Origin of the sequence: Antarctobacter heliothermus, from assembly GCF_002237555.1 — a bacterium.
Lineage (GTDB): Bacteria > Pseudomonadota > Alphaproteobacteria > Rhodobacterales > Rhodobacteraceae > Antarctobacter > Antarctobacter heliothermus_B.
This window is the reverse complement of sequence record NZ_CP022540.1, coordinates 3,744,304-3,770,802: the sequence shown is the minus strand read 5'-3', so window position 1 is coordinate 3,770,802 and position 26,499 is coordinate 3,744,304. Positions and strand designations below refer to the sequence as shown.

24 protein-coding genes are annotated in these 26,499 nt (G+C 61.0%); 14 read left to right on the top strand and 10 right to left on the bottom strand.

Going from position 1 to position 26,499, the window contains the following annotated elements:
• The first annotated feature begins 34 nt into the window (after positions 1-34).
• Both ANTHELSMS3_RS17880 and aroB read left to right on the top strand, forming a co-directional pair.
• Positions 35-604, top strand: a complete 570-nt coding sequence (locus ANTHELSMS3_RS17880) for a shikimate kinase (RefSeq protein WP_094036063.1) — start codon at positions 35-37, stop codon at positions 602-604.
• On the top strand, positions 604-1,716 hold the full coding sequence (aroB, locus tag ANTHELSMS3_RS17875) for a 3-dehydroquinate synthase (protein WP_094036062.1): 1,113 nt from the start codon (positions 604-606) through the stop codon (positions 1,714-1,716). The genes ANTHELSMS3_RS17880 and aroB overlap by 1 nt, the downstream gene beginning before the upstream one ends.
• Before the next feature lie 28 nt (positions 1,717-1,744).
• On the opposite strand, the gene ANTHELSMS3_RS17870 is transcribed toward aroB, so the two are convergent.
• Both ANTHELSMS3_RS17870 and ssb read right to left on the bottom strand, forming a co-directional pair.
• Positions 1,745-2,806 (bottom strand): site-2 protease family protein, encoded by a 1,062-nt coding sequence (locus ANTHELSMS3_RS17870; RefSeq protein ID WP_094036061.1) that lies wholly within the window; start codon positions 2,804-2,806, stop codon positions 1,745-1,747.
• A gap of 192 nt (positions 2,807-2,998) precedes the next feature.
• Positions 2,999-3,529: a single-stranded DNA-binding protein gene (gene ssb, locus ANTHELSMS3_RS17865; protein WP_094036060.1), complete on the bottom strand. Its 531-nt coding sequence runs from the start codon at positions 3,527-3,529 to the stop codon at positions 2,999-3,001.
• 170 nt (positions 3,530-3,699) lie between these two features.
• Between ssb and ANTHELSMS3_RS17860 the strand changes: the two genes are divergently transcribed.
• Together ANTHELSMS3_RS17860 and ANTHELSMS3_RS17855 are read left to right on the top strand one after the other, a co-directional pair.
• On the top strand, positions 3,700-4,293 hold the full coding sequence (locus ANTHELSMS3_RS17860; RefSeq protein WP_094036059.1) for a lytic transglycosylase domain-containing protein: 594 nt from the start codon (positions 3,700-3,702) through the stop codon (positions 4,291-4,293).
• Positions 4,294-4,390: 97 nt separating this feature from the next.
• Positions 4,391-5,341, top strand: coding sequence for a hypothetical protein (locus ANTHELSMS3_RS17855; protein WP_094036058.1), 951 nt, complete (start codon positions 4,391-4,393; stop codon positions 5,339-5,341).
• Positions 5,342-5,503: 162 nt separating this feature from the next.
• Here ANTHELSMS3_RS17855 and ANTHELSMS3_RS17850 read toward each other — a convergent pair whose 3' ends face one another.
• The 7 genes from ANTHELSMS3_RS17850 to miaA form a co-directional block, all read right to left on the bottom strand.
• On the bottom strand, positions 5,504-6,922 hold the full coding sequence (locus ANTHELSMS3_RS17850; protein WP_094036057.1) for a hypothetical protein: 1,419 nt from the start codon (positions 6,920-6,922) through the stop codon (positions 5,504-5,506).
• Between the two features lie 60 nt (positions 6,923-6,982).
• Positions 6,983-9,070 carry a dipeptide ABC transporter ATP-binding protein gene (locus ANTHELSMS3_RS17845; protein ID WP_094036056.1) on the bottom strand — a complete coding sequence of 696 codons (2,088 nt, stop codon included), beginning with the start codon at positions 9,068-9,070 and terminating at the stop codon, positions 6,983-6,985.
• Between the two features lie 102 nt (positions 9,071-9,172).
• Positions 9,173-10,624: an ABC transporter permease gene (locus ANTHELSMS3_RS17840; RefSeq protein ID WP_094036055.1), complete on the bottom strand. Its 1,452-nt coding sequence runs from the start codon at positions 10,622-10,624 to the stop codon at positions 9,173-9,175.
• A 10-nt stretch (positions 10,625-10,634) separates the two neighbouring features.
• Positions 10,635-11,771, bottom strand: coding sequence for an ABC transporter permease (locus tag ANTHELSMS3_RS17835; protein WP_094036054.1), 1,137 nt, complete (start codon positions 11,769-11,771; stop codon positions 10,635-10,637).
• Positions 11,772-11,903: 132 nt separating this feature from the next.
• The gene (locus ANTHELSMS3_RS17830; protein WP_094037218.1) at positions 11,904-13,565 is read right to left on the bottom strand and encodes an ABC transporter substrate-binding protein; all 1,662 of its coding nucleotides are present in this window, start codon (positions 13,563-13,565) and stop codon (positions 11,904-11,906) included.
• Between the two features lie 258 nt (positions 13,566-13,823).
• On the bottom strand, positions 13,824-14,678 hold the full coding sequence (locus ANTHELSMS3_RS17825; protein WP_094036053.1) for an AraC family transcriptional regulator: 855 nt from the start codon (positions 14,676-14,678) through the stop codon (positions 13,824-13,826).
• A complete protein-coding gene (miaA, locus tag ANTHELSMS3_RS17820) occupies positions 14,678-15,583 on the bottom strand; it encodes a tRNA (adenosine(37)-N6)-dimethylallyltransferase MiaA (protein WP_094036052.1) in 906 nt (301 codons plus the stop codon). The genes ANTHELSMS3_RS17825 and miaA overlap by 1 nt, the downstream gene beginning before the upstream one ends.
• 110 nt (positions 15,584-15,693) lie before the next feature.
• Between miaA and pyrH the strand changes: the two genes are divergently transcribed.
• Positions 15,694-16,473 (top strand): UMP kinase, encoded by a 780-nt coding sequence (gene pyrH / locus ANTHELSMS3_RS17815; RefSeq protein ID WP_094037217.1) that lies wholly within the window; start codon positions 15,694-15,696, stop codon positions 16,471-16,473.
• Positions 16,474-16,645: 172 nt separating this feature from the next.
• Here the strand turns inward: pyrH and ANTHELSMS3_RS17810 are convergent, their stop codons facing one another.
• Positions 16,646-17,641, bottom strand: a complete 996-nt coding sequence (locus ANTHELSMS3_RS17810) for a GlxA family transcriptional regulator (protein WP_157733559.1) — start codon at positions 17,639-17,641, stop codon at positions 16,646-16,648.
• A gap of 174 nt (positions 17,642-17,815) precedes the next feature.
• On the opposite strand from ANTHELSMS3_RS17810, the gene frr reads away from it, so the two are divergent.
• The 9 genes from frr to fabZ all read left to right on the top strand — a co-directional run bounded on the left by frr (position 17,816) and on the right by fabZ (position 26,499).
• Positions 17,816-18,379, top strand: a complete 564-nt coding sequence (gene frr / locus ANTHELSMS3_RS17805; protein WP_094036050.1) for a ribosome recycling factor — start codon at positions 17,816-17,818, stop codon at positions 18,377-18,379.
• Positions 18,380-18,618: 239 nt separating this feature from the next.
• Positions 18,619-19,344, top strand: a complete 726-nt coding sequence (gene uppS, locus ANTHELSMS3_RS17800; protein WP_094036049.1) for a polyprenyl diphosphate synthase — start codon at positions 18,619-18,621, stop codon at positions 19,342-19,344.
• Complete coding sequence (locus ANTHELSMS3_RS17795; protein WP_094036048.1) at positions 19,341-20,129, top strand: phosphatidate cytidylyltransferase; 789 nt, start codon at positions 19,341-19,343, stop codon at positions 20,127-20,129. The genes uppS and ANTHELSMS3_RS17795 overlap by 4 nt, the downstream gene beginning before the upstream one ends.
• Complete coding sequence (dxr, locus tag ANTHELSMS3_RS17790) at positions 20,126-21,301, top strand: 1-deoxy-D-xylulose-5-phosphate reductoisomerase (RefSeq protein WP_094036047.1); 1,176 nt, start codon at positions 20,126-20,128, stop codon at positions 21,299-21,301. Before ANTHELSMS3_RS17795 ends, dxr begins: the two co-directional genes overlap by 4 nt.
• 14 nt (positions 21,302-21,315) lie before the next feature.
• On the top strand, positions 21,316-22,659 hold the full coding sequence (rseP, locus tag ANTHELSMS3_RS17785; RefSeq protein ID WP_094036046.1) for an RIP metalloprotease RseP: 1,344 nt from the start codon (positions 21,316-21,318) through the stop codon (positions 22,657-22,659).
• 85 nt (positions 22,660-22,744) lie between these two features.
• The gene (locus ANTHELSMS3_RS26375) at positions 22,745-22,876 is read left to right on the top strand and encodes a hypothetical protein (RefSeq protein WP_302630576.1); all 132 of its coding nucleotides are present in this window, start codon (positions 22,745-22,747) and stop codon (positions 22,874-22,876) included.
• A gap of 202 nt (positions 22,877-23,078) precedes the next feature.
• On the top strand, positions 23,079-25,343 hold the full coding sequence (bamA, locus tag ANTHELSMS3_RS17780) for an outer membrane protein assembly factor BamA (protein ID WP_254694936.1): 2,265 nt from the start codon (positions 23,079-23,081) through the stop codon (positions 25,341-25,343).
• A gap of 13 nt (positions 25,344-25,356) precedes the next feature.
• Complete coding sequence (locus tag ANTHELSMS3_RS17775; RefSeq protein ID WP_094037215.1) at positions 25,357-25,971, top strand: OmpH family outer membrane protein; 615 nt, start codon at positions 25,357-25,359, stop codon at positions 25,969-25,971.
• A gap of 66 nt (positions 25,972-26,037) precedes the next feature.
• Positions 26,038-26,499, top strand: coding sequence for a 3-hydroxyacyl-ACP dehydratase FabZ (gene fabZ, locus ANTHELSMS3_RS17770; protein WP_094036045.1), 462 nt, complete (start codon positions 26,038-26,040; stop codon positions 26,497-26,499).

The window sequence follows — 26,499 nt, the reverse complement described above, 5'->3', positions numbered from 1 at the left end:
TCATTCACGCAACAGGTTAAGCGATGGGCGAAGGATGGCCGAGGGCACGGTTCACAAGGGTTTGATCCTGCACAAGACAATTGTCTTTGTGGGAATGATGGGTGCTGGAAAGACAGCAGTGGGACGGACGCTCGCGGCGCAACTGGGTGTTGTGTTTCGCGATTCGGATCATGAGATCGAAGAAGCCGCCAACATGACCATCGCCGAGATCTTTGCCCGAGATGGCGAACCGTTTTTCAGACGCAAGGAAAGCCAGGTGATCGAACGCCTGCTGGAGGGCGCGCCGGGCGTGTTGTCGACCGGGGGCGGGGCCTTTTTGGCGGCGGGAAACCGCGAAATGATCTCTCGGATGGGGGTGTCGATCTGGCTGGATGCCAACATGGACCTTTTATGGGATCGGGTTCGGCACAAGGATACGCGGCCCTTGCTGCGGACTCCTGATCCCAAGGGCACACTGAGGCGGCTATATGAGGCGCGTGTGCCGATCTACCGTCAGGCAGATGTGACTGTACCCTCGACCCCGTCGACGACGCTGGACCAGATGGCGCGACGTGTGTCCTCCGCGCTGCTGGATGGTCGCCCGGATGTGCTGGAGAAGCTGTGATGATCGAAACTGTGAATGTCCCGCTGCCAGGGCGCGAATACGATGTGCGCATCGGCGAGGGGTTGTTGGCGCGCGCAGGGGCAGAGATCTCGCCGTTGCTGCACCGCCCGCGCGTGGCTGTAGTCAGCGATGAAACCGTGGCAGCCGCGCATCTGGCGACGCTGGAATCGGCGCTTGCGGCCGAGGGGATCGCGATGGTCGCGCTGACCCTGCCGCCGGGGGAATCCACCAAGGGCTGGCCGCAGTTCACCCGCACGGTGGAATGGCTGCTGGACCAAAAGGTAGAGCGGCGCGATGTGGTTGTGGCCCTTGGCGGCGGCGTGATTGGCGACCTTGTGGGGTTCGCTGCCGCCGTGCTGCGGCGGGGCGTGCGGTTTGTGCAGATCCCGACCTCGCTTTTGGCGCAGGTCGACAGTTCAGTGGGCGGCAAGACCGGGATCAATGCACCGCAGGGCAAGAACCTGATCGGGGCCTTTCACCAACCCGCACTGGTTCTGGCGGATATCGGTGTGCTGGATACGCTGACGCCGCGCGACTATCTGGCGGGCTGTGGCGAAGTGGTGAAATATGGCATGCTAGGCGATGCGGCGTTTTTCGCCTGGCTTGAAGAAAATGGCGCGCGGGCCGCAGGCGGGGACCGCGCGGCACGGGCTTATGCGGTAAAACGCTCTGTCCAGATGAAGGCCGAAATTGTGCTCCGGGATGAGACCGAACAGGGCGACCGCGCCTTGTTGAACCTTGGGCATACGTTTTGTCACGCGCTGGAGGCCGCCACCGGCTATTCCGACCGTTTGCTGCATGGTGAGGGCGTGGCGATTGGCTGTGCGATGGCGTTTGAGCTGTCCGCCCGGCTGGGCCTGTGCGCGCAGGAAGATCCCAGCCGCGTGCGCGCCCTGTTGAAAACCAGCGGAATGCGCTGTGATCTAAAGGACATCCCCGGCGAGCTTCCGAGTGCCGAGACGCTGCTGGATCTGATGGGGCAGGACAAGAAGGTGATCGACGGCCAATTGCGGTTCATCCTTGCCCGCGGCATCGGGCAGGCCTTTGTCACATCCGATGTGCCGTCGGATGCGGTTCTGACGCTGCTGCAAGATCAACTCGCGGCGCGCTGAGCTGGTTTGCCCGAGTCCGAACCCGTCCTTATTTGCGTGACCGCAGCACCATCATCTCACCGATGTTTTCTGAGGTGACATAGCCGATCATGTGACCGCTTAGATCCGTTGCCGCCACGGCGGGCGCCTGTTGAAGGGCATCCAGCGCCTGTGCCAACGGTGCGGCAAGCGGCAGGGCTGGAACCTGAACCATCACTTCGCCCACGGCGCGCGTGTTCTGCCCCTCTGCCACTGCCTGAAACAGGGCTTGCCGGGTCAGAAAACCTGTCAGTCGTCCCTCGCCATCCAGCACCGGAAACTCGTGCTGTGTGGTGCGGATCAGGGTCTGGGCGGCCACATGCATCGGGTCCGCCGGTGAAAGGCTTTCAAAACTTGTGATCATCGCATCGCGCAGGTGCAATCCTTCGGCCAGATCACGGCTTTCCACATCGCGCGCCTCGGCCTGCGCGGCCATAAAGACGAACAGCGCGATCAGAAGCAGGATCAGATTGCCCGAGGTCAGCCCCAGAAAGCCAAACAGGAATGCCACGATCTGGCCGGCTGATGCTGCAATTCGTGTGGCGCGCACCCGGTTTGTATTCATCGAAAGCAGGGCACGCAGCACCCGTCCGCCATCCATTGGAAAGGCCGGGATCAGGTTGAACAGCGCAAGAAACAGATTCACCGCCGCCAGTCGGCCCAGAAACTCTTGCGGGTTAGAGGGCTCGGCCAGTGCCCCCATTTCTGTTGTGGCACCAAGTGCGATCAGGACGGCCCATATCACCACGTTGACGGCCGGACCGGCCAGCGCCACGGCGATTTCTTGTCCCGGCTTTTCCGGCATCCGTTCCAACCGGGCCATGCCGCCGATCGGCAACAGGGTGATGTCTGGCGTGCGGATACCGTAGCGCCGCGCCATCAGCGCGTGGCCGTATTCATGCGCGACCACGCAGCCAAAGAGGATCACCACAAAAAGCGTATTTTCCAGCGCTGCGGCAGGGCCGCTTTCCGCCCATGCAGCGGCGGCAACCCAAGCCAGCAACAGGAAAAACGTTGCGTGCACGCGCAGTTCAGAGCCAAGAAGATGGCCAAGGCGAAAGGTCCAGGTCATGTCGTCTCCTGTCGGGAAGCCGGATCAGACTTGAGATAAGGTGCGATTCAGTCGCGTGCCAGCAGGTGCGAGAAATTGCCTTGCGGTCGCGCTGACTCGTCGCACAAAAAGCAAAACGCCCGACGGGCAGGGTTGCCGCGCCGGACGTTTCGCTTGGATTGCTTGGTGCGCCCGTGGGGCGCGCCACCCGGTCTAGAACGGGATTTCGTCGTCGATGTCACGCGATGGCGCACGCGACGGGCCGGAGCCGCCGCCAGAACCGCCACTCGATCCACCGCCATAACCGGGGTCGTCGTAGCCGCCTCCGCCACCACCACCGTAGTCGCTGCCGCCGCCGGAGAATCCGCCGCCACCACCACCGCCGCCTTCACTGCGGCCGTCAAGCATAACCAGCGTCCCGCCAAACCCCTGCAACACGACCTCTGTCGAATAGCGGTCCTGCCCGGATTGGTCCTGCCATTTGCGTGTCTGCAACTGGCCCTCGATGTAGACCTTGGAGCCTTTGCGCAGATATTGTTCGGCCACTCGCACCAGACCCTCTTGGAAGATCGCAACGGAATGCCACTCTGTCCGCTCGCGCCGTTCGCCGGTGCTGCGGTCCTTCCAGTTTTCCGACGTGGCGATGCGCAGGTTACAGACCTTGCCGCCGTTCTGAAAAGTGCGCACTTCGGGGTCTCTCCCTAGGTTGCCCACCAGGATCACCTTGTTCACGGAACCAGCCATGTCTTTCCCCTTCGAATCTTTTCGGCGCGTGTTCGCCGACCCTATACCAGCCATGGAACCGGGCGGAAGGGGCGCGCCGGGAGCACTGGCAAAAAACCGAGAAATGAGTATAGTCTCGGCCATAAGGGTTAAAGCCGAGGGACATTGGTATGGTGCAAGGTGCATTTCGCATGATCGCGGGCGGGCTTGTGCTCGGAATCCTGGCCAGCAGCGCCGGAGCAGAGGTTCTGTCGTCCAAGAGCAGGTCGCTTTTGTTTAGCAGCCAGACCAAGGTTTTGGATAACCGCGCGGCCCAGCAATACAAAAGCTCTGTCCGCCTGCAACCGCCCAAGGTTGTCACTCCGACAAAATGGGGCCCTGATACGGATGACGGTAGTCTGCCGGTCTACCGCGGCCGCTACAAAGGCGAATATGTTGACATGGCCCGAATTGCGGCGCGCAAGCACGGCATCCCGGAGGATCTGTTTCTGCGCCTTGTAATGCAGGAATCGCGGTTCAATCCCAATGCCAAGTCGCACAAAGGCGCCATCGGTCTTGCGCAGTTGATGCCCGGCACGGCCGCATTGTTGGGGGTCAATCCAAATGATCCGCAGCAGAACCTGGAAGGTGGCGCGCGCTATCTCAAACAGCAGTATGCCAAGTTCGGGACTTGGCGGCTTGCCCTTGCGGCCTACAACGCGGGGCCGGGTGCGGTGATCAAACACGGCGGCGTGCCGCCATACCGCGAGACCAAGAACTATGTGAAAAAGATCTGGGGCAGCTGACCGTTGGGTCGCACCGGTTTCGGGGCGGCTTAAACCTTGGTTATGGCTTTGCTGTCAGAATGACCGCCGTGGACGCCGGTAGCGCGGGAACGGTGGTATGATGGTTGCCCTTTTGTGTTTGATGTTTCGCGGTATGCGGTCGGCGGTTTGGCTGGCCGTTGTCGCGGGTCTTTTGCCGATGGCGGCGACGGCGCAAACCTGCCAAGTGCCGCCCGATCTTATGGGCGTTGCCCGCACCCTTGCCGCCTTGCCGATGGATCTGTCGGACGTGCCGTCTGCGATGTCTGACAGACTGGCACAACAGATGCTGTCCATCTCAGAGGCGCAAATCCTCAACAGCCTGAAGGAAAGCGGGTTGCAAAGCATCTCACCCGTTGCAGTCGATGTTCTGGCAGAGGCAGAGCGGTTGGCCGGCGGGGCGACGTTTCAGCCGGCGCGCGTGGATGCCCTGCTGCGCCGGCTTGACGAGCAAAGCACATTGGCCTGCATAGACAGCGGCAAGTCCATCTTTCAGAACGGACAACAGGGACGAACCGGCGGGTTCTTTGTCGAAAAGGGATTCAGCTGGTCAGAGGTCAGCAAGCGCGCCGAAGAAGAAAAGCTCTTTGCCGCCGGGGCTGTGGTCTTTGCCATGGTCGGTTTCATTTCGGTTCTGGTTCTGATCGACAGCGGGTTCCGCTGGATTATGGCGTTGCTTTATAATCGAAAGGCTTGCCGCATACCTGCAGATCTGAAGGTCGGGAAAAAGGTGATCGAGGGTCTGGTTGTCACGCTGGGCCGGGGGGGCTGTCGATTCCATCCCATCGACACGATGGCTTTTGACGCTGCGCTTGCCGATATTCGCGGCACTGTGGCGCTGCTGCTGATCGAGGATGAGGATTTTGAGGTCAGGTGCAGCGGCATCTACGATACCGTAACGGATTTCCGTTTCGAGCGGTCGATTACGATCAAACATCAACGCGCCTTGCTGGTCCATTCCACGATCTCGCCGTACTATATCCGCAAATCGCGGGACGGCGGCACCAAGGCCGTCGAGGGGCTGATCTGATTTATTGCCGATCAGGTCGGACGCTCAGGGACAGTCTGCAGAACAAGGCCAGTGATCAATGCCCACGCATCCTTCTCCATCGGTCAAAGCTGATTCATTCGCTTTGCCGCGAGTGATGAACGGAGGCTGTGATTGGACCGTGGACGGCATGCCGCACGGACCTCAATACGTTAGATACCGGGCGCTGGCGTAACCGTTTTGTCCGGACGGGGTCTTGATCTGGAACCACATCCAATCTGTATCGATACAGGACTGCAGTGCAGCGCTGTCGTAGGGGGTGCCCATCTCGGCCATTTGGCACAATGCCATGCACGCTTGATGGCGCGGGTGCCTGAAATCGGAATCCGGCGCGCTGGAAATCTCATAGGTGCTACCCAACGGCAGTTCGGCCAGACGGGGCGCGTCATGAGACATGACTTGCCGCAATGATGTAAAGGACTGCACGTTGATGACCTGTGCGCGGCCGGTTGACGACATGCAGGGCGTATCTGACAGCACACGCGCAGTTTCACCGGTGCCGCGGGTGGCCTTTAGGTCCTTCAGGCTTGTCTTGGCGGGCAGCAGTGCGGCAGGCGGGACTACGGGCCAGCGGCCCGGCGCACCAGTGCTTTGGAGGCAAGTGTCGGGGCCAACCTGTGCCGACAGGTTTTCGCGGTAGCCACAAAGAACCGCCTGTGCGCCGCCCTGATAGACGGGACGTAAACCAACTTCGCAGGCGTATGTCATCATACCTGAAAAATCGACCTTGAACCGTTGACCGTCGGCAAACCCGTCCTGCCCCTGCGTCGCATCAATACGGTGGCTGTAACCGTCCGGCTGATAGGGCAACTGTTCCTGTTCCAGGCGCGCGGTCCAGCCGGTCATGTTCTGGCAGGCGTAGACCATGCCTTCGGCGCTAAATTCCGGCGGGGTAAAGCCGAACAGCGCGATGTCCCAACGCCCCGCTTTGTTCACTGTGTCGAACTTAAAGAAATCCTGCCCCTTGTGCTGTAACATTGCCTCCAGCAAATCGCCGTCCACAAAAGGGCGCGGCGTATCGGGTCGGGGTCGCGCGGCGAGGGCGAGAAAATTCAGCGTAGCCTCGATGGCAAGGTCAAAGGCGGCGGCCACGTCATCGACGCTGTAGTCTCGGCTACGGTCCAGAGTCAGATCCGGCTGGTGAAAGCCTAGCCGTCCGCCCACATGCAGGCGGCGGTTGGTGAGCGCGACGGACTCGTGTTGGTGCGCGGTGCCGAACATGAAGACCAGCGCGCAGGCCGACAGACAGTCCGCACCATCGTCGATGACCGTTCCGATGCGATTGTCCAACACATAGCGCGCCAGTTCCAGTCCGCTGGCCAGACTGCCGCCGGGACTGTCCAGACAGAGCGCGGCCCAGCTGCCATCCTCAAAGTTTGACCACCAGATTGGCCGGTCCATCGGTGCGGCGCGCAGTTTCTCAACGTCGCCGGGGGTAATTTCACCCTCAAGGGTAACGCGACACAGACCGGCCTTGCCGGCCGTGATCCGGGCCGCCTCTGCCGTGTCGGCAAACACGGCGGCGGCCAGAAAACCCACAAACATCCAAATAAAACGCAACATGCCACTCCTCCGCAGTAAGGGCGCGCAATCCTCAAGGAAACAACGCGCCCGTGGTGTGTTTTACTCCGCCGCGATCTGGATGACCGGCTCCATGCTGGCGAATTCCTCATCCGACAGGTGGCACTTGATCTGGTGGCCGTCTGCCACGACGCGCACCGGAGGCACCTCTTTCTCGCACAGGCCCCCCGCCACCTTGCCTTTCCAGCCGCAGCGCGTCTGGAATGGGCACCCCGGCGGCGGGTTCATCGCCGAGGGAATGTCTCCCTCCAGCACGATGTGCTTTTTCTTGACGCGGGTATCGGCGATGGGAACTGCCGACAACAGTGCCTCTGTGTAGGGATGGTAGGGCGGCGAAAAAACCTGATCGGTTGTGCCGAGTTCCACCACATGGCCCAGATACATCACCATGACCCGGTCGCTGAGATAGCGGACAATCGACAGGTCGTGACTGATGAACAGCAGGGTGGTCTTTTGCTCGCGCTGAATTTCCATCAGCAGATCGGTCACCGCCGCCTGAACGGACACGTCCAGCGCCGAGACGGGTTCATCCGCGACAACGATACGCGCGCCACCGGCAAAGGCGCGCGCAATGCCAACGCGTTGTTTCTGTCCACCCGACAATTGACGCGGCATCCGCTCGGCAAAGGCGCGCGGCAGCTTTACGAGGTCCAGTAGGCGCAGCATTTCCTCGCGCCGTGCATCGTCGGAATCGCCATGGTCAAAGATCTCCAGCGCCCGCATGATCTGCCGCCCGACGGACATCGACGGGTTCAGCGTGTCGAACGGGTTCTGGAACACCATTTGAACGTCGGCGATGGTCTTGGTATCGCGCTTTTCGATCGGAGTGCTTTCGATGTTGCGGTTGTCCAGCAGGATCTGGCCACCGGTCGCCGTCTCCAGTCCCATCAGCACTTTGGCAAAGGTCGACTTGCCACAGCCAGATTCGCCCACGATGGCCAGTGTTTCGGATTCGCGGGCCTCGAAACTCAGCGTTTCGTTGGCCTTGACCACCTTCTTTTCGCCAGAACTGCCGAACAGCGCGTTGGCGGCCACCTCATAGTATTTCTTGAGCTCGTCCATTTTGAGGACAACCTTGCCCGGGGCAGGCTTTTCTGTGGATTTGACGTTCTGTGGAGGGGCGGCCCAGTCTATTTCCTCGATCCGCAGACAGCGTGAGTTGTGTCGGTCATTGCCGGGGATCTTGGCCATCTGCACCCGGTCCACCGCGTCGCAGCGTCCGGCCTCGAAATAATCGCAGCGCGGGCCAAAATTGCAGCCCGTTGGGCGTTCATGGGGCAGGGGGAAATTGCCCGGAATCGCCACCAGCGGACTGGCGTTCTTGTCGGCACCCGGCAGCGGGATCGACCGGAACAGCGCCTGCGTATAGGGGTGCTGCATCTCGTCGAATACGTCTTCAATGCTGCCGGTCTCAACAGCCTCACCCGAATACATCACGCAGATGCGGTCACAGGTTTCCAGCACCAGCCCTAGGTTGTGCGAGATGAACAGCATGGAGGTGCCGTATTTCTTGCCCAGTTCCTTGACCAGTTCGACAACCGCCGCCTCGACCGTCACGTCCAGTGCGGTAGTTGGTTCATCAAGGATCAACAGTGCGGGTTCAGCCATAAGTGCCAGCGCGATCACGATGCGCTGCTGCTGACCACCCGACAATTGGTGTGGATAGCTGTCGAGGATACGCTTTGGGTCGGGCAGTTTGACGTCCGTCACCACCTGAAGCGCGCGCTCATAGGCCTCTTCCTTACCGACGCCCTTGTGGATCATCGGCACTTCCATCAACTGCTGCGCGACTTTCATGGCTGGGTTCAGGCTGGCCATCGGTTCCTGATAGATCATCGCGATCTCAGAGCCGCGGATATCGCGCAGTTCTTCTTGGCTCATCTCGTTCAGGTTGCGGCCCTTGAACTTGATCGAGCCGCCGACGATGCGCCCGTTTTTGCCCAGATCCTGCATCACCCCCAACGCGACGGTGGATTTGCCGCAACCGGATTCGCCGACAAGGCCAACGGCCTCTCCCGGTTGGACTTTGACCGAGAAATCCATCACGGCAGGAATTTCGCGCAGGCGGGTAAAGAATGAAATTGAGAGGTTGTCGATCTCTAGGATCGGCCCGTCATAGTCGTCTTTCATGTCACAGTGCTCCCTGTAGGAGAGGCCACGAAACGTTTTACGTTTCTTCTCGGCCCAAATATCTCCGGGGGTCTGGGGGCAGCGCCCCCAGACCAACCGTCATCAGTCACGCAAGCTTTCCTCGCGCAGTCCGTCCGCCAGCAGGTTCAGACCCAGAACCAGCGACAACAGCGACAGTGCGGGCGGCAGGGCAGGGTGCAGGTAGATCGACAGCAGCTTACGCCCTTCGTTGATCGTCGAGCCCCAATCCGGGCTTTCCGGCGGCAGACCCAGACCAAAGAACCCCAAGGTGCCCAGCAGGATCGTGGTGTAGCCAATGCGCAGGCAGAAATCGACAATCAGCGGCCCGCGCGCGTTTGGCAGGATCTCCCACAGCATGATGTACCACGGGCGCTCGCCACGGGTTTGCGCCGCTGCCACATAGTCGCGTGTCTTGATGTCCATGGTCAGGCCCCGCACGATGCGGAAAACCGTGGGCGAGTTGACGAAAACCACCGAGACAAAGACCACCAGAACGCCGCCCGGAATGTCGAAAAAGTCCAGAGGCCAGAAGGTGATCTTAGAGGCCGAGGGATCGGGGTTGTTGATCAGCGACAGGTAGATCAACGCCATCGGGATCAGAACAACCGCAAGGTAAAGGTAGTTCTTGCTCGGCTGGGTGCGGTAACGCGAATGGATCAGCACCCCGGCAAAGATTAGCGGAAATAGGAACAGCACCACCGCCATGAACTGGGGCAGCCCCGTCGCCACGATCTCTGGCGTGACCAGCAGGTAGAACAACAAGATCACCGGAAAGGCGAGGATCAGGTTGGCGACAAAGCTCAGCAACGTGTCCAGGCGCCCGCCGTAAAAGCCCGCCGGCAGGCCCAGCGTGATCCCCACCATGAAGGCAAACAGCGTCGCCAGCGGCGCGATGGCCACGACAATTGTCGACCCGGCGACCACGCGGCTGAAGATGTCGCGCGCAAGGTTGTCACCGCCAAACAGATACCACTGAAATTCGCCCTCTTCGGCACCGCGCAGCGGGGTGCCGGGCACCTTGTTCTTCATCCCAGACGCCTGACCAAGTGGGTCATGCGTGGCGATCCAGTCGAACACACCGTAAAAGATCGCTGTATAGACCCAGAACATGACGATGCCAAAACCGATCATCCCGATCATCGAATCGAACAGCTTGCCATACAGGCCTAGCCGCCGCTTGTAGTGGATCGACGCGACAAATGTGGCGACCAAGGCGATCCAGACCGGTAGGAATTGGCGGCTAATGCCTCCAACGATGCCCGCGCCGGTGCCCAGCACAGCACCAAGGATCACATAGGCCAGCGCCAGCACCAACACCGCCAGCCCTAGCCAGTTGACCAGCTTGGCCGACAGGCCCCAGATTCCGCCGGTGGCCATGATCGTGCCGTCGGGGTTGGTCTGAATGCCGGTGTCCGGTTCAAAAAAAGACAGAAGGATCCGGGCCACCAGTGCCACCGCGAAGATGGGCACAAGGATGGTCAGGATCGGGTTCAGGATGCTCCCCAGGGAGCCGGTCCAGGTTAAAGGGTCCATGGATGCCTCCTCAGGTGACGCTGATGCGCGGGTTCAGATAGACATAGCCGATGTCGGAAATCAGCTGTGTCACAAGGACGACGAAGACGGACACAACCGAAATCGCCAGCAACATCTCAATGTCGTTGTTGCCCGCCGCGCGGACCAGTTCCCAACCGACACCTTTGTATTGGAACAGGGTCTCGACGATGACGACGCCGTTCAGCAACCACGGAAACTGCAGCATGATCACCGTGAACGGTGCGATCAGGGCATTTCGCAGCGCGTGTTTCATGACGATATTGCCGAAACTGACGCCTTTCAGGCGCGCGGTGCGGATGTATTGCGCGGTCATGACCTCGGCCATCGAGGCGCGCGTCATCCGGGCGATATAGCCCATGCCGTAAAGGGCGATGGTCAGCACCGGCAGAAAGAAATTCTCGAATGTCGCATTGTCCATCGCGCTTGTGGCGGTGCCCTTGAACCATTTCAGACCGACGGCGGACGACGTAAAGATCGCGATGAACAAAACGCCAGAGACATATTCCGGTGTCGCCGTTGTGGTGATCGAAAAGGTGGACAAGGACCGGTCAAGGGCTGATCCCTCACGCATCCCCGCCAGCACGCCCACGATCAGGGCCGAGGGCACCATAAGCAGCATGACGCAAAGCATCAAAAAGCCGGTGTTGCCGATCCGGGTGCCAAGCGCCTCTGACACCGGCGCCTTGGCAACGGTCGACCAGCCCCAGTGACCTTGCAGGATGCCGCAGAAGGCGGGGGCCTCTGCCGGGTCAGCACCGGGCAGGATACACCTGCCGCGCGGAACACCGTCGCGGCTTTCGCCGGTCCAGCCGGGATAGACGCCGATCCATTCCGTGTAATTGCGGAAGATACGCGGGTCAAATCCGGTGTTTACCTGCGACGACGCCTCTTCAAGCGTGATCTTGTCGCTGCGGAAATCCTCCAGCACCTGCGGGTCCAGTGGCGACCGGTAGCCGTTGCTGGACAGCCAAGTGGCGACCTCGATATCCGTCATCCGAAAGTTGCCCTCGGATTTCGCGAGTTTCTCCAGATTGGGATAGAGGTTCGTCATCACGAAGACGAGGAACGTCAGGCAGAAGGCGGTCAGGAGCATGACCCCGATCCGTCTGAGAATGAATAGACCCATGTCAGCCCCTGTTGCTGGGGAGCGACCGATGCATTGTCGACCGCTCTTTCTTGCTGAGGTCCGCTTTTATCGCGCGGACCGAGGCGAAAAGGGCCGCGCGGTTGCCCGCGCGGCCCTGTGTTTGGTGGCCGGTCAGGCCTTGAACCCAAACTTGTAAATCTGGGGCAGGTCAGCGATGTGCTTGTCGACCCCCACCAGATTGTCCCTGTGGTGGCGGATCGCGGTCCGCCAGTACGGCTGAATGGTCACACCTTCGTCGATCATAATCGCCTGCAGTTTGGCCATCACCACGCGGCGTGCTTCTGCGTCGGCGATCGAATTGGCCTCTGCCAGCAGAGTGTCGAACTCTTCGTTGGCAAAGCCCGACTCGTTCCACGCTTCACCGGATTTATAGGCCAGCGCCAGAGTCTGGGTGCCCAGCGGACGGTGGTTCCAGTTGGTCGACGAAAACGGATATTTGGTCCAGTCGTTCCAGAAGGTCGAGCCGGGCAGAACTGTGTGCCTTGCCTTGATGCCCGCATCGTTCAACTGTGCCACCACAGCTGCCGTCGTGTTGCGGCGCCAGTCATCGTCAATCGACTGCACCTCATGCTCAAAGTCCTCCATACCGGCCTCTTTCATCAGCTCAAGAGCCTTGGCCGGGTCATAGGGGATGCGGGGCACGTTCGGGTCGTACTCCGGGTGCATGGGGCCAACGTGGCTATTGTCTGCGACAATGCCGTATCCGGCCATGCCCAGTTCAAGGCAGACTTCGTTGTCGACCGCCATGGCCAAGGCCTGACGCACGCGCTTGTCGCCATAGATCTTGTTGCCATTGGCGTCTTCGGCCAACTGGTTAGGACGGATCACGATCGTAAAACCCGACGGGATTTCAGAGCGTTGCAGGCCAATGCTGTCGAAGATGTCGACAAACTCACCCACTGACTCCCAGTTCATGTCGATTTCTTCGGCCTCGTAGGCGGCGATGAACGCAGCCGGGTCGGTGCCGTAGTCGATGAACTCGATCCGGTCGATGTAGCCGCCCTTGCCAGCCGCATAGCCCCACCAGTCATGGCCTTCATTGCGCACGAGGACGCCTTTGACGCCAACCTCATGGCTTTCGGGCAGCATGAAGCCGGTGCCGATCGGGTTGCCCAGCATGTTGTTTGGGTCGTGGCTGCTGTGGACGATGGCGGCGGGATAGTCGGCCATGCCCGGGATCAGTGAAATGTCGGGTACATTGGCGGTCAGCTTGACGGTGTGGCTGTCGACAACGGTGATTGCGCCTTCGGTTGCCTTTTTCGTCGTCTCGTCGATCAAAGAGCCCATGCGCGCGGCCATCGAGTTGCCCTCGACCTCGCTCTCGCACCACATCGTGATGTTGCGGGCCACGTCCTCAGCGGTGAAATCGTCACCGTTGTTCCACTTCACGCCCTTGCGGACATGCAGCGTGTATTCGGTCGCGTCGTCGTTGGTTTCCCAGCTTTCCAGCAGCATCGGATCAAAGGATCCGTCGCTGTTGTATTCCACCAGATATTCCAGCCAGCCAGCGGTAAAGGTGGCGATTTGGGTCCAGTCATAGGTGCGCGGGTCTTTCAGGGCGCGGACTTCCATCTGGTAGCGGATGGTGCCGCCCTGCTGGACGTGCGCTGCGGCCTCGGCAGGTCGCTGCAAGCCGCCAAGGGTATAAGCCGCTGCTGATGTCAGACCAAGCGCGGTGGTGCGTGCCAGAAATTCGCGACGGTCAAGCAGGCCCTGCTTGAATTCGCGCGCGTACATTTTTGCAGCCGGGTGGACCCGCTGCAAGTGATCCATCGATGTCATACTAGTCTCCCTGTGACATATATTATTCAGCCGGGGTCTCTTTCTTGGCTCCTGAGCGGGTTTTTGTCTTTCACCCTTCGGCCATGCCCTCGCTGTAAGTCATTCCGCACGAGAAGCCTTGTCCCGTCAACGCCCGCTTTCGTCCTTTTGGGGTCAAAAAGCGACATCACCCTTATTCAAAAGCGACATGCACTTTTGCGCAAGTCACTTACAAGGCACCCGGACAGATTTATTTGTGTTCATCCAATGTTATGGTCGGGCCGCCGGTTGGCGCGCTGCTGCACGCAGTGCGGATGGAGTCTGGCCGGTGTGGCTCTGGATGAACCGGGTGAAATAGGCCGGAGAGGTGAACCCCAGTGCGCATGCCACCTCCTTGATCGTTGGTTTGGGGCTTTCCAGGGCGATCCGGGCGGCGTGCAGCTTGCGTTCCGTCAGGATGTCGGCTGCGGTCTTGCCGCAACAAAGACGGCAGACCCGGCTGAGATGCGTTGGCGTCACGTCCAGTGCCTCGGCGTATTGGCCCATCACCTGCGGTTTGCGGAAATCTTGTGCGACCGCCCGCGCGTAGCGCCGCACCAGCCTCTGAGCCGCGCTTTCAGCCGGAGAATCGGACGCGCCCGCCTGCACCTGACGTTGCAGCCAGACCGCGATCAGGCCGACATGGGCTGCCAGCGCCTCTTGCAGCATCGCGCGGTTCTGCGTGATTTCGCGATTCATGGCATCGATGGTGCCGGTCAGTTCGGCCTGCGCAAGGCTGTTGCGCACTCGCAATAACAGCGGCGCATGGGGCAGATACGGGCTGAGCCCCGACGGGCTTTGGACCATCAGCGCCTGCGTGCCTTGCTGCATGTCGATGGCAAACAGTGTGCCCGCCGGGACAAACAGCGCGTTGTTCACAGAGATGCCGCGCCGGATGCCGTTGACCACCACGCGGCCCTGACCCTTGGTGACCCACAGGACGACGTCGTCTTCGCGGTCGTGCAGCAGGGTGAACTTCCACGGCGCGCCCTGTAGTTCCATCGCATAAGATCCGCTGCGCACCGGGCCCTTGGGTTTCGGCGGGGCAGGCGGCATCGGGGTCCTGAGGAAGCCGGGACGCGACATCAGGTCAGCGCCTTTGCCGTCAGATGGTGCCAATGGCCCATCCGGGCGCGAAACCAGGTGCGCTGGCGCTTGGCAAACTGCCGGGTCAGGATCGTGGCGCGGTCAATGGCGTGATCCAGAGTGACTGCTCCATCAATGACTGCCATGAGTTCGGCGGCGCCAATCGCCTTGGCCGACGGCCGGTCCGGGGTCCAGCCGGGGCGGTTGGTGTGGGCCTCTTCCAGCGCGCCGCCTGCGACCATCTTGCGAAAGCGCGTCTCGATCCGTGGTGTCAGCCAGTCCTTGGGGGATTCGACGACGAACCCTGTCGCCCGGTCCAGGGGCAGCAACGGGGGCGGAGTTTCATCTTGCCAACTCGCTATCCCGCGTCCCGTGGCGCGCAACACCTCCCATGCGCGGGCGACACGGGCCGGGTTGCGCAGGTCGATCCGCGCGGCGGACTGCGGGTCCAGATCAGCCACCATCGTGGTCAGCCCGTGTGTGGCCAGCAGCGCCTCACCCTCGGCGCGGATGTTGGGCGGCGTGGCGGGGATCTGGGCCAGACCTTCGGTCAGGGATGTCAGGTAAAGACCTGTTCCGCCGACAAAGATGGGTCTGTTAGGTCCATGAAGGCAAGCCGCGGCTTCGCGCAGCCAGTCGCCCACGCTATAGAGCTGATCCCCCGGCACATGGCCGTACAGGGCGTGGGGTGCGCGCGCCTCTTCTTCAGGTGAGGGGCGGGCCGTCAGCACGCGCCAGTCGGCATAGACCTGAATCGCATCGGCATTGACGATCACACCGCCCTGCGCCTCTGCGATGGCAAGCGCCAGCGCGGACTTGCCGCTGGCGGTTGGCCCCGCGATCAGCACAGGCCGATCCGGCGCGCAGGCCGCAAGGCATGCCTCGATTGCCAATTTGTCACGCATCCCGAAGCCTGTTCCGGTGTCCCTGGCTAGAAACCGCTGGACCATTGCAGCCCAAGTGGTTTTCCGCCACATATGCGCGCGATCATATCCCCCCCACAACGGAGCGCAACATGACCGAGGCCAGCACCCCGCAAACCACCTACAAACGTGTCATGCTCAAGATCTCCGGCGAGGCGTTGATGGGCGATCAGGGCTATGGTCTGCATCCGCCAACCGTTCAACGGATCGCGCGTGAGGTGAAATCGGTTCAGGAAATGGGCGTCGAGATCTGCATGGTGATCGGCGGCGGCAATATCTTTCGCGGGCTGGCAGGCAGCGCGCAGGGGATGGAACGCACCACTGCCGACTACATGGGCATGTTGGCCACGGTGATGAATGCGCTGGCGATGCAGTCCGCGCTTGAAGGCGTTGGCGTCTTTACCCGCGTGATCAGCGCGATCCGCATGGACGAGGTGGCAGAGCCCTATATCCGCCGCCGCGCTGTGCGCCACCTTGAGAAGAAACGCGTTTGCATCTTTGCCGCAGGTACAGGCAACCCCTATTTCACCACCGACACAGCCGCCGCGCTGCGCGCCAATGAGATGGCCTGCGAGGCGATAATCATGGGCAAGAATGGCACCGACGGGGTTTACGACAGTGACCCACGCACCAATCCCGACGCCAAACGATTTGACGAAGTCAGCTTTGACGAGGTGCTGTCAAAGAACCTCAAGGTCATGGACGCTTCTGCGATCGCGCTGGCACGCGACAACAATATGCCGATCATCGTGTTTTCATTGGACGAACCGGGCGGTTTCCGGGGTATTCTCGCCGGGCAGGGCACCTATACGCGAGTTTGTGAAAAGGTGTTTCCGGCGCAGTCGGACAAGCCGGGACCGTCCCCAGCCTGACATTCGGCTGAACGGTCCAGCCTAATCCGTGCCCCAATGTCCCACGCTCGCCTGAAAGGGTGCATGTTTGGCGCCCATGGCCACCTCTTCCGAGCTGGCTACGTTGTTGACAGATAGCCCCGTCTTCTCGTGCCTGTGTTCATCACGCGTGGCGCGTTCCTTACATCGTTTTTCAGGGGTTGTGTCCACTCGCGCTGCGGCGTTCGTCCGATTGGTCGGGCGATGTGCGCATCAAGGCACCGGCTCGTCTTGCCCGACGCTGGTTGCGGGGCGGGGCGCCAAAACGGGCATGATAGCTGCGCGTAAAGGCAGAGGGAGAGGCAAAGCCCGCGGCCCGCGCAACGGCCTGTACAGACAGTTCAGTTCCCGAGATCAACTGTGCTGCCCGATCCAGTCTGAGACCATTGTAGACCTGCGCCGGAGTCTGTCCCAATCCCTTGCGGCAGCGCAGGCGCAGTTGTTTCGGGCTCAGCCCCAGTTCAGTGGCCACCCGTTCAACCGGAATTGGGTGTTCGATATGTGCTGCCATGATCGCCTGCATCCGGTCCAACAGCGGATCAATGGCCTGCACAAGCCGTTGCTGTTCCCCGGCCTGACCGATGCGGCCATGCGCCAGTGTCTCTGCCACGCGCGCGGCCAATGTCGGGCTGTGTGCCCGTGCGATCCACGCCAGCAGAGCATCGCCGGTGGCCATCCCGCCCGCCGTTGTCAGCCGTTGCCGATCACAGGAAAACGCCCCCTCTGTCAGGGCGATGGTGTGGCCAGCAGTGGTCAATTCCGCCAGCGCTGACTGATCCAACACCGCCGTGCGCCCGGCCAGAAAGCCCAGCTTGGCCAGAATCACAGCGCCGCCATCCAGTCCGCCCAGCGTCGCCCCCGTCGCCTCAGCCCGGTTGAGAAAGGCGCGCAGTCCCATCGGCAGAGCGTTCAGCGGGTCGTTCCCCGCGCACAACAGCACTAGATCAAACCCCTGTGCCCCATGCCAGTCAGGCTGATCCCCGGCCACCGCTGTTCCGTCGGCCGCTGCCACGTGCGTTCCCGTGACCGTCCGCGTCTGGAACGAGAACAGATGTTGGCCCGCGCACTCGTTTGCCAGCAGCAACACCTCGCGCGCGAGGACATAGGCCAGCATCGGAAAGCCGGGAAATAGGATCAGGCAGATGTGCATTTTGCGGCGGACCCGGTGGGCAGAATAAGGATGGTTTTGCCACGCCGGGGTTAACGATCGGTTGCGAAGGGCTGGCATCGGCCGCACCGCCTCTCTGGTCAAGGATGATTGATCTGCGGTAAAGGTCGGGCTAACCAGTGCTACCCGAGCACATATGATCAACGAGGGGCCAAGATGTCCGAAGATTTCGAACTCGATACCGCTGACCTGGCGCGCCGCATGGATGGCGCCATGGCAAACCTGCGCACGGAATTTGCGTCGCTGCGCACCGGACGCGCATCGGCCTCGATGCTGGAGCCGGTGCAGGTCGACGCCTATGGCCAGATGACCCCGATCAACCAGGTCGGCACTGTAAACGTGCCAGAACCGCGTATGGTCACCATCAATGTCTGGGACAAAGGGCTGGTTGGAAAAGTGGAAAAAGCCATTCGTGAGAGTGGTTTGGGGATCAATCCCCAACTGAACGGCACCATCATCATGCTGCCGATCCCCGAACTGAACGAGGAACGCCGCCGCGAGTTGGGGAAGGTTGCTGGTCAATACGCCGAACACGCTCGTGTCTCGATTCGCAACGTGCGCCGCGATGGCATGGAACAGATCAAGAAAGCCAAGAACGACGGTATGAGCGAGGACGACCAGAAACTTTGGGAATCCGAAGTGCAGGACATGACCGACACCTACATCAAGAAGGTCGATGAGGCGCTAGAGACCAAACAGGCGGAAATCATGCAGGTCTGAGACGTCAGGGCCCTCTTGCGGCAAAGCGGGGCGCGGGGCCCGCTGTGCAAGGTGGTCCATCATTACCGACCGTTGCACGGCGGGTTCACTGTGTCGCTTGTGTCATGCCATCGCCTTAGTGTCGCCTTTCCCCCAAGGCAAACTTGGCTTAGGCACACGCCGGTGTCGTTGCTTTGGATCGGCATACGTGGTGAATTGAGCCTGCCGCCGCTGCGAATTTCGCCTTGGAAGGATATTTGATGGCCAGACCAATGCTGGACACGATTGGCCCGAAACATGTGGCCATCATCATGGATGGCAATGGCCGTTGGGCAACGATGCGGGGGCGTCCACGTCTGTTTGGCCACCATGCAGGCGCGCGCCGCGTGCGCGAGGTGGTTGAGGCCTGCCCGGATTTTGGCGTCAAATACCTGACGATATTCGCCTTTTCGACTGAAAACTGGAAGCGGACACAGGTAGAGGTGGCGGGCCTGATGAGCCTGTTCCGGCGCTATATCATGAAAGAGATGCAGGCGTTTGTTAAGGATAACGTGCGCGTGCGCTTTATTGGTGATCGCGTCCGTCTGGATGCCAAATTGCGCGGCCTGATGGACGAGGCAGAGGATTTCACCAAGCATTGCACCGGCGTCAACCTGACCATCGCCCTGAACTATGGTGGCCGGGACGAAGTGGCGCGCGCCGCGCAGCGTCTTGCCTTTGACGTGAAAGAGGGCAAGCTGGACCCGGCAGAAATCGACCTTGAAACCCTGCCGCGTTACCTTGACACCCATGTGCTGCCCGATCCCGATCTGGTGATCCGCACCAGTGGTGAGGCGCGGATTTCCAATTTTCTGCTCTGGCAGTCGGCCTACGCCGAGTATGAATTTCTCGACACGCTCTGGCCCGATTTCGGAGCCGAGGAACTTGGGCGCCTGTGTGCCAAGTTCGGTGAGCGCGATCGCCGCTTCGGTGCCGTGAAAGCATGAGCGGCAAGTGGCGTGACCTGCGCGTTCGCGTACTGTCGGCGGTTGTTCTGTTGGCCGTGGCGCTGGGGGCGTTCCTGTCGGGGCCGACGGCCTTTCAATTTCTGATTGCCGGTGTGACTGGCGTGATGATTTGGGAAATGTGCAACCTGCTGGACCCCCGCCACCGTACTTTGCCGGTTGTGGCGGCGGTTGCTGTCACGGCGCTGTTCATCTGGATCTTTCGGCTGGGCCGGGCGGACGCGCTGGAAAGCGGTCTGGTGCTGCTGGGCCTGTGCATCGGCTTTGCCTTGATTGTGCGGCGCGGCTGGTGGATCGGCTTTCTATATGGCGGGGCCGTGTTGCTGTCCGGTTTGTGGCTGGCGGCTTTTGCCGTGGTGCAACCCAATATGATCCTGATGCTGTTGGGGATTGTCATCCTTACCGACATCGCAGGATATTTCGCCGGGCGCGCCATTGGCGGTCCCAAATTCTGGCCGCGGGTCAGTCCGAAAAAAACCTGGGCCGGGATAATCGCGGGCTGGATTGCAGCGGCGATCCTAGCCGGGGGGCTTGCGGTGAACGCGGGTTTGCCGGTCCGAATTGTGCTGATCTGGGCGGTTGCGGCGATGTTTCTGTCGCTGGCCTCGCAATTGGGGGACATCGCCGAAAGCGCGATCAAGCGGCGCGCGGGGGTCAAGGACGCCTCGGACCTCATTCCGGGTCATGGCGGGTTCATGGACCGGTTTGACGGCATTGTCGGCGCGGCCACGCTGTTTCTGATCTTGAGCCTGTTGGGCGCGCTTTGAGCCGTCGAATATCTATCTTTGGTGCGACCGGGTCGATTGGGCAAAACACCATCGACCTGATTGCACGGGATCGGGCCGCCTACCGTGTTGTTGCGCTGACAGGCGGGGGCAACATTGCGCAACTTGCGCGAGATGCCCGTTCTTTAAGTGCAGAAATCGCCGTTACGGCAGATGAGAGCCGGCTGGACGATCTGCGTGCAGCGCTTGCAGGCAGCGGAGTCGAGGCCGCCGCAGGACGCGCGGCGCTGGTCGAGGCCGCCAGCCGTCCCGCCGATTGGATCATGTCCGCCATTGTCGGCGCTGCTGGGCTGGAGCCGGGGCTGCGTGCCTTGCAGCAGGGGGCCACGCTGGCGCTGGCCAACAAGGAAAGCATGGTCTGCGCCGGTCCCCTGATGCTGCGCACCGCCCGGGACCGTGGTGGACAGATCCTGCCGGTGGACAGCGAGCATTCGGCGGTATTTCAAGCCTTGATCGGTGAAGACATCGCGGCCGTGGAACGGGTTATTATCACTGCAAGCGGGGGCGCGTTCCGAGATTGGCCACTAAAGGACCTGGCCCGCGCCACCCCGGAACAGGCCGCCACACATCCGAACTGGTCCATGGGCCAACGCATCACCATCGACTCCGCGTCGATGTTCAACAAGGCGCTGGAACTCATTGAAACCAGAGAATTCTTTGGCATCGCCCCAGCAAAGATTGAAACCGTCGTCCACCCGGAATCGATGATTCACGCATTGGTCGGGTTCAACGACGGCGCGCTGATGGCCCATGTCGGCCCGCCGGATATGCGCCATGCCATCGGATTTGCCTTACATTATCCGACGCGCAAGGCGCTGCCGGTGGAGCGGCTGGATCTGGTGAAACTGGGACAACTGACCTTTCGCGACCCCTGTGAGACCCGCTGGCCCGCCCTGAGATTGGCGCGTGAGGTTATGCAGGCGGGCGGACTTATGGGGTCGGTATTCAACGCTGCCAAGGAACGCGCGCTGGATGCCTTTATCGACCACCGGATTTCCTTTTTGGGTATGGCCGAGGTCGTCGAAGAGGTGCTGGTCAGCCTTTCGTCCCAAGCGGGTCACAATGCCGCCGGGATTACCCTTGATATGGTGGCAGAAGCAGACCATCTCGCACGCATAGAGGCCGACGCGGTCATGCAACGAAAAACCTGGTAAAGGGAGCCCGCAGCTTGGACCCGACGACATTTATCCCGCAGTTCGGCGGAGCCCTCTGGACCGTGATCTTCTTCGTGGTCGCGCTTTCGGTGATCATCGCCGTGCATGAATACGGGCACTACATTGTCGGCAAGAAGTCCGGCATCTTTCCCGAAGTGTTCAGCTTGGGCTTTGGTCCGGTGATCTGGTCGCGCGTCGACCGGGATGGCACCAAATGGCAGCTCGCGGCGATTCCCTTCGGCGGCTACGTCAAGTTTCGGGGCGACGCAAACGCCTCTGGCGGCGTCGACGAAGAGGCCGTTGAGGGGCTGAGCAAGGATGAGATGCGCAGCACCATGTCCGGTGCGCCGCTCTGGGCGCGCACGGCGACGGTGGCGGCGGGGCCTCTGTTCAACTTTGCCCTGTCGATCATGATCTTTACCGGCGTCATCATGTTCCGCGGCGAACTGGCCGAGCCATTAACGGTCGGTGACCTACGCCCCCTTCCTGTGCAGCAAGAGCTGCAGACGGGCGACCGAATTCTTGCCATTGAGGGCAGCCAGCTGCCCGATTCTGACGACCGGGCTGTCATGGGGGCCTATTTTGACGCGCTGCCGCACCAGCCGACGCTGGACTATACAGTTGATCGCGACGGGCAGCAGGTCACAGTGGCCGGTCCCTATACCTATCCGCCGCTGGCGACCCAGATTGCGCCGCGTTCAGCGGCTGGCGATGCTGGCTTGCGTGCAGGCGACGTCATCACCGCCGTGGACGGCGAAGAAATCTATGCCTTTGAACAACTCAAAGAGCGGGTTGAGGGATCAGAGGGCGCGACACTGCAACTGACCGTCTGGCGCGATGGAACGCTTCTGGACAAGGAAATGACTCCGCGCCGTGTGGATGAACCGCAACCGGGCGGCGGGTTCCAGACGTTCTACCGAATCGGAATTGTTGGCGGCGTTGCCTTTGAACCGGCAACAGAGGCGACGGGAATCGGCTCTGCGCTTGGATCGGGGTTCACACAGGTGGGGCGTATCATCGAGGGGTCTCTGTCGGGTCTGTGGCACATGGCCACCGGCGCCATCAGCACCTGCAACCTGTCGGGGCCAATTGGAATCGCCGAAACCAGCGGTGACATGGCCAGCCAGGGCACCACGAATTTCATCTGGTTCATTGCGGTCCTGTCGACGGCTGTGGGCCTGTTGAACCTGTTTCCGGTCCCTGTGCTGGACGGCGGGCATCTTGTCTTCTTCGCTTATGAGGCGGTGTCGGGGCGTCCGCCCAGCGACCGCGCGCTCAAGGTGCTGATGTCGATCGGCCTGACTGTTGTGCTTTCGTTGATGGTCTTCGCACTTTCCAACGATTTGTTCTGTCCTTGACATAAATTCGGGCAGGAGCCGTCAAAATCCTGCCTGAATCGCACGGCATACCAAGGCTGCACTTACGCAACTGAGGACCGATTCCATGCACACGATTCAAGAGGGCTATCGCAGTATGAGCTTGCTGGTGACCATCAATTGGGACCGGCTGCTGTACATCTCGACCATCGTCTTCGCCTTGTTTTTCGGGGGATGGCTGGGCCTGATGATGCACTAGTCGCTGTCAGGCGACAGTTGGTCAAATTCGCGCCGACGGGCTTTTGACAAGCCACCGCATTCCCGGTACTCACGACTCCGGGATGTCAAAGTGGATTGTGAAGATGGCAAAGGTCATTTCCGCGCGCAAAGCGCAGGGCCGTGCAACGGGTTATCACGTCACGAATGCGGGCAGGGCTGTCGCCCTGAGCCTCGCAGTCGCGATGGGGGCGGGGGTGGCGACCATCCCCGAAATTGCCTACGCGCAAAGCTATGTCTTCAATGCCGTCTCTATCGAAGGCAACCGGCGGGTCGAGCCGGGAACAATCCTGTCCTACGCGGGAATCGCGCGGGGGGATCGCGTATCGGCGGCACAACTGAACGACGCCTATCAGCGAATCCTTGGCTCCGGTCTGTTCGAGACCGTCGAGATCATCCCACAAGGGTCACGTCTGGTCATTCGTGTCGTTGAGTATCCGACCATCAACCGCATCGCGTTTGAGGGAAACAAGCGCATCAAGGATGAGGATCTGGCTCAGATCGTGCAATCGCAGTCGCGCCGCGTGTTCAGCCCGCGCGTGGCAGAGGCGGACGCACAGGCGGTCAGCAAGGCCTATGAGGTGCAGGGCCGTCTGGCGGCGCGCGTCTCGCCCAAGGTCATCCGCCGCAGCGACAACCGCGTCGATCTGGTGTTCGAGGTGTTTGAGGGTGGCGTTGCCGAGGTTGAGCGCATCGGCTTTGTCGGCAACGGCCAATACTCTGACCGGCGTTTGCGCCGCGTGTTGGATACCAAGCAGGCGGGCCTGTTGCGCGCCGTGATCCGCAAAGACACCTTCATCGAGGACCGGGTGGAGTTCGACAAGCAGCTCCTGCGCGACTTCTATTCCTCGCGCGGCTATGTCGATTTCCGCATCACCGGCATCAACGCCGAACTCAGCCAGGAACGGGACGGATATTTCGTCACCTTCAACGTTGAGGAAGGCCAGCAATTCAAGGTTGGTGAGGTTTCCGTGACCTCTGACCTGTCAGAAGTCGATGCCGATCTGTTTGCCAGCAAGATTCGTCTCAAGCGCGGCAAGGTTTATTCGCCCGCACTGGTCGAGAATGAGATTGCTCGCCTCGAAAAGCTGGCGGTGAACGAGGGGCTGAACTTTGTCCGGGTCGAACCGCGCGTCAGCCGCAATGACCGGGACCTGACCCTGGACATCGAGTTCCAGTTGGTGCGCGGTGAGCGCATCTTTATCGAGCGCATCGACATCGAGGGCAACACCACCACGTTGGACCGCGTCATCCGTCGCCAGTTCGAGGTGGTCGAGGGCGATCCGTTCAACCCGCGTGCGATCCGCGAAAGCGCGGAACGTATCCGCGCGCTTGGCTTCTTCAACAAGGCCGATGTGGATGCGCGCGAAGGCTCCAGCCCACAGCAGGTTGTCATCGATGTGGACGTCGAGGAAAAGCCGACCGGCTCCATCAGCTTGGGCGGATCTTATTCCACGGCAAACGGCATCGGCATCACGTTTGGGTTCTCCGAAAAGAACTTTCTCGGGCGCGGGCAGGCGTTCAGCTTCAAGATCAGCAACGCCGCCGAATCGCAGCAATACGGTCTGCGGTTCGCGGAACCGGGTCTGTTCGGGCGTGACCTCGCATTGGGCTTCCAGCTGGGGTATTCGGAAACTGATAACCTGAATGCTGATTACGACACCGTCACCGGCATCTTCCAGCCTTTCCTGGAATTCCCGGTGGCCGAACAGGCGCGCCTGCAACTGCGCTATTCGCTGGACTATGGCCACATTCGAAATGCGACCGATGTCGGCGGTATCGTCATCGCTGAGGCGGCGGAGGGCGAGCGTTATGACAGTTCGGTTGGATATACTTATATCTTCGACTCGCTGGCACGCGGTCTGGATCCGAACACACGCTACCGTTTCGAATTTGGACAGGATTTTGCCGGACTTGGTGGCGACACCACATTCATCCGGACAAACGCCAAGGCCATTGCCCAAACCCGTATCATGAATGAAGAAGTCACCCTGCGCGCGACTTTGGAAGGCGGCGCATTGAGCTACACCCAAGGCGACAGCCGGGTGACCGACCGCTTCCTGGTTGGGCCCGACATCATGCGTGGCTTTACATACGGCGGAATTGGCCCGCGTGAAGTCGGGGGCGGTGTCGACGATGCGTTGGGCGGCAATCTCTACGCCGTTGCAAGGTTTGAGGCAGAGTTCCCGTTGGGCCTGCCCGAGGAATACGGCATCTCCGGCGGGCTGTTTTATGACGTCGGCTCGGTCTGGGGATTGAGCGATTCAACCAAGAACAAAGCTACCGAATCTGTTGTTTCCACCGGTTTTGACGCCCGCCATGTGATCGGCTTTTCGATCTTCTGGGACAGCGCGTTTGGTCCGCTTCGTCTGAACTTCTCCGAACCTCTGGTGAAACGAAAGTACGATGAGGTGCAGAACTTCAACCTGACGATCTCTAGCCAGTTCTGAGGCGGGTGTGCAATTGACCGCCCGTCTTGCGATCCTGCTGCTGACGCTTTGGGGCGTCGCGGCAGGCGCGCAGGGGCAGGGCGGCCCCCTGGCGGAATCTGTTCCCACGACGCCGATCCTTGTGATCGAGTTTGAGCGGGTCTTTTCCGAAAGCGCCTTTGGTCGCCGTGTGAACAACGAGATCGAGCAGGCGGGCCGCGCGATCGCGACCGAGAATCGCAGAATAGAGGCCGAACTGACCGAAGAAGAGCGCGGGTTGACCGACCTGCGTTCGACGCTGGCCCCTGATGAATTCCGCAAGCTGGCGGATGCCTTTGACGAAAAGGTTCAGCGCCTGCGCGATGAACAAGACACAAAGGCGCGTGCACTTGGTGCCCGCACCGATGAGGCGCGCCGACGGTTCCTGACTGTCGCCCAGCCGGTGCTTGAGGGCCTGCTGCGCGAGGCAGGCGCTACTTTGATCCTTGAACGGCGCACGGTGCTTGTCGCGGCTGATTCCATCGACATTTCAGACCGAGCCATCGCGCGGATCGATGCCCAAATCGGCGACGGTGCCGATGCGACGCTCGATCCCACCCCCGATCCGATGCCAGAACCCCTTGAGATGCAACCTGACCCGCAGGAGTGAGCCTGCGCTTGCCCCCGCCCGCCGCCGTTGCTAGGGATTACGCCAAAACTCGAAGGGAGCCCGCCCATGACCGACACGCTTCTCAGTGCGGACATCCAGCTGATCCAGCGCATTCTGCCGCACCGTTATCCGTTCCTTCTGGTCGACCGGGTCGAACAGATCGACGGGACGCGATCGGCAGTTGGCATCAAGAACGTCACCATGAATGAGCCGCATTTTCAGGGCCATTTCCCCGGACTGCCAATCATGCCCGGCGTGACCATCGTCGAGGCGATGGCACAAACCGCCGCCGTTATGGTGGGGGCCGCGCTCGACATGGCCGACAAGGAGATGAAGGTTTATTTCATGGCCATCGACAAGTGCAAATTCCGCCGCAAGGTGGTGCCCGGTGACCAGTTGCGGATGCGTTTAACCACCCTGCGCGGCAAACCGGGCGGCAAGGTCTGGAAATTCGGCGGCGTGGCCGAGGTTGAGGGCGACATGGCCGCCGAGGCGGAGTTCACCGCCATGATGGACCTGCCGTCTTGA

What these genes read in the sequence shown, in the direction of transcription:
- ANTHELSMS3_RS17880 (WP_094036063.1), top strand. Translation starts at nt 35, where the DNA reads ATGGCCGAGGGCACGGTTCACAAGGGTTTGATCCTGCACAAGACAATT.
- aroB (WP_094036062.1), top strand. Translation starts at nt 604, where the DNA reads ATGATCGAAACTGTGAATGTCCCGCTGCCAGGGCGCGAATACGATGTG.
- ANTHELSMS3_RS17870 (WP_094036061.1), bottom strand. Translation starts at nt 2,806, where the DNA reads ATGACCTGGACCTTTCGCCTTGGCCATCTTCTTGGCTCTGAACTGCGC.
- ssb (WP_094036060.1), bottom strand. Translation starts at nt 3,529, where the DNA reads ATGGCTGGTTCCGTGAACAAGGTGATCCTGGTGGGCAACCTAGGGAGA.
- ANTHELSMS3_RS17860 (WP_094036059.1), top strand. Translation starts at nt 3,700, where the DNA reads ATGATCGCGGGCGGGCTTGTGCTCGGAATCCTGGCCAGCAGCGCCGGA.
- ANTHELSMS3_RS17855 (WP_094036058.1), top strand. Translation starts at nt 4,391, where the DNA reads ATGATGGTTGCCCTTTTGTGTTTGATGTTTCGCGGTATGCGGTCGGCG.
- ANTHELSMS3_RS17850 (WP_094036057.1), bottom strand. Translation starts at nt 6,922, where the DNA reads ATGTTGCGTTTTATTTGGATGTTTGTGGGTTTTCTGGCCGCCGCCGTG.
- ANTHELSMS3_RS17845 (WP_094036056.1), bottom strand. Translation starts at nt 9,070, where the DNA reads ATGAAAGACGACTATGACGGGCCGATCCTAGAGATCGACAACCTCTCA.
- ANTHELSMS3_RS17840 (WP_094036055.1), bottom strand. Translation starts at nt 10,624, where the DNA reads ATGGACCCTTTAACCTGGACCGGCTCCCTGGGGAGCATCCTGAACCCG.
- ANTHELSMS3_RS17835 (WP_094036054.1), bottom strand. Translation starts at nt 11,771, where the DNA reads ATGGGTCTATTCATTCTCAGACGGATCGGGGTCATGCTCCTGACCGCC.
- ANTHELSMS3_RS17830 (WP_094037218.1), bottom strand. Translation starts at nt 13,565, where the DNA reads ATGGATCACTTGCAGCGGGTCCACCCGGCTGCAAAAATGTACGCGCGC.
- ANTHELSMS3_RS17825 (WP_094036053.1), bottom strand. Translation starts at nt 14,678, where the DNA reads ATGTCGCGTCCCGGCTTCCTCAGGACCCCGATGCCGCCTGCCCCGCCG.
- miaA (WP_094036052.1), bottom strand. Translation starts at nt 15,583, where the DNA reads ATGCGTGACAAATTGGCAATCGAGGCATGCCTTGCGGCCTGCGCGCCG.
- pyrH (WP_094037217.1), top strand. Translation starts at nt 15,694, where the DNA reads ATGACCGAGGCCAGCACCCCGCAAACCACCTACAAACGTGTCATGCTC.
- ANTHELSMS3_RS17810 (WP_157733559.1), bottom strand. Translation starts at nt 17,641, where the DNA reads ATGCACATCTGCCTGATCCTATTTCCCGGCTTTCCGATGCTGGCCTAT.
- frr (WP_094036050.1), top strand. Translation starts at nt 17,816, where the DNA reads ATGTCCGAAGATTTCGAACTCGATACCGCTGACCTGGCGCGCCGCATG.
- uppS (WP_094036049.1), top strand. Translation starts at nt 18,619, where the DNA reads ATGGCCAGACCAATGCTGGACACGATTGGCCCGAAACATGTGGCCATC.
- ANTHELSMS3_RS17795 (WP_094036048.1), top strand. Translation starts at nt 19,341, where the DNA reads ATGAGCGGCAAGTGGCGTGACCTGCGCGTTCGCGTACTGTCGGCGGTT.
- ANTHELSMS3_RS26375 (WP_302630576.1), top strand. Translation starts at nt 22,745, where the DNA reads ATGCACACGATTCAAGAGGGCTATCGCAGTATGAGCTTGCTGGTGACC.
- bamA (WP_254694936.1), top strand. Translation starts at nt 23,079, where the DNA reads ATGGGGGCGGGGGTGGCGACCATCCCCGAAATTGCCTACGCGCAAAGC.
- fabZ (WP_094036045.1), top strand. Translation starts at nt 26,038, where the DNA reads ATGACCGACACGCTTCTCAGTGCGGACATCCAGCTGATCCAGCGCATT.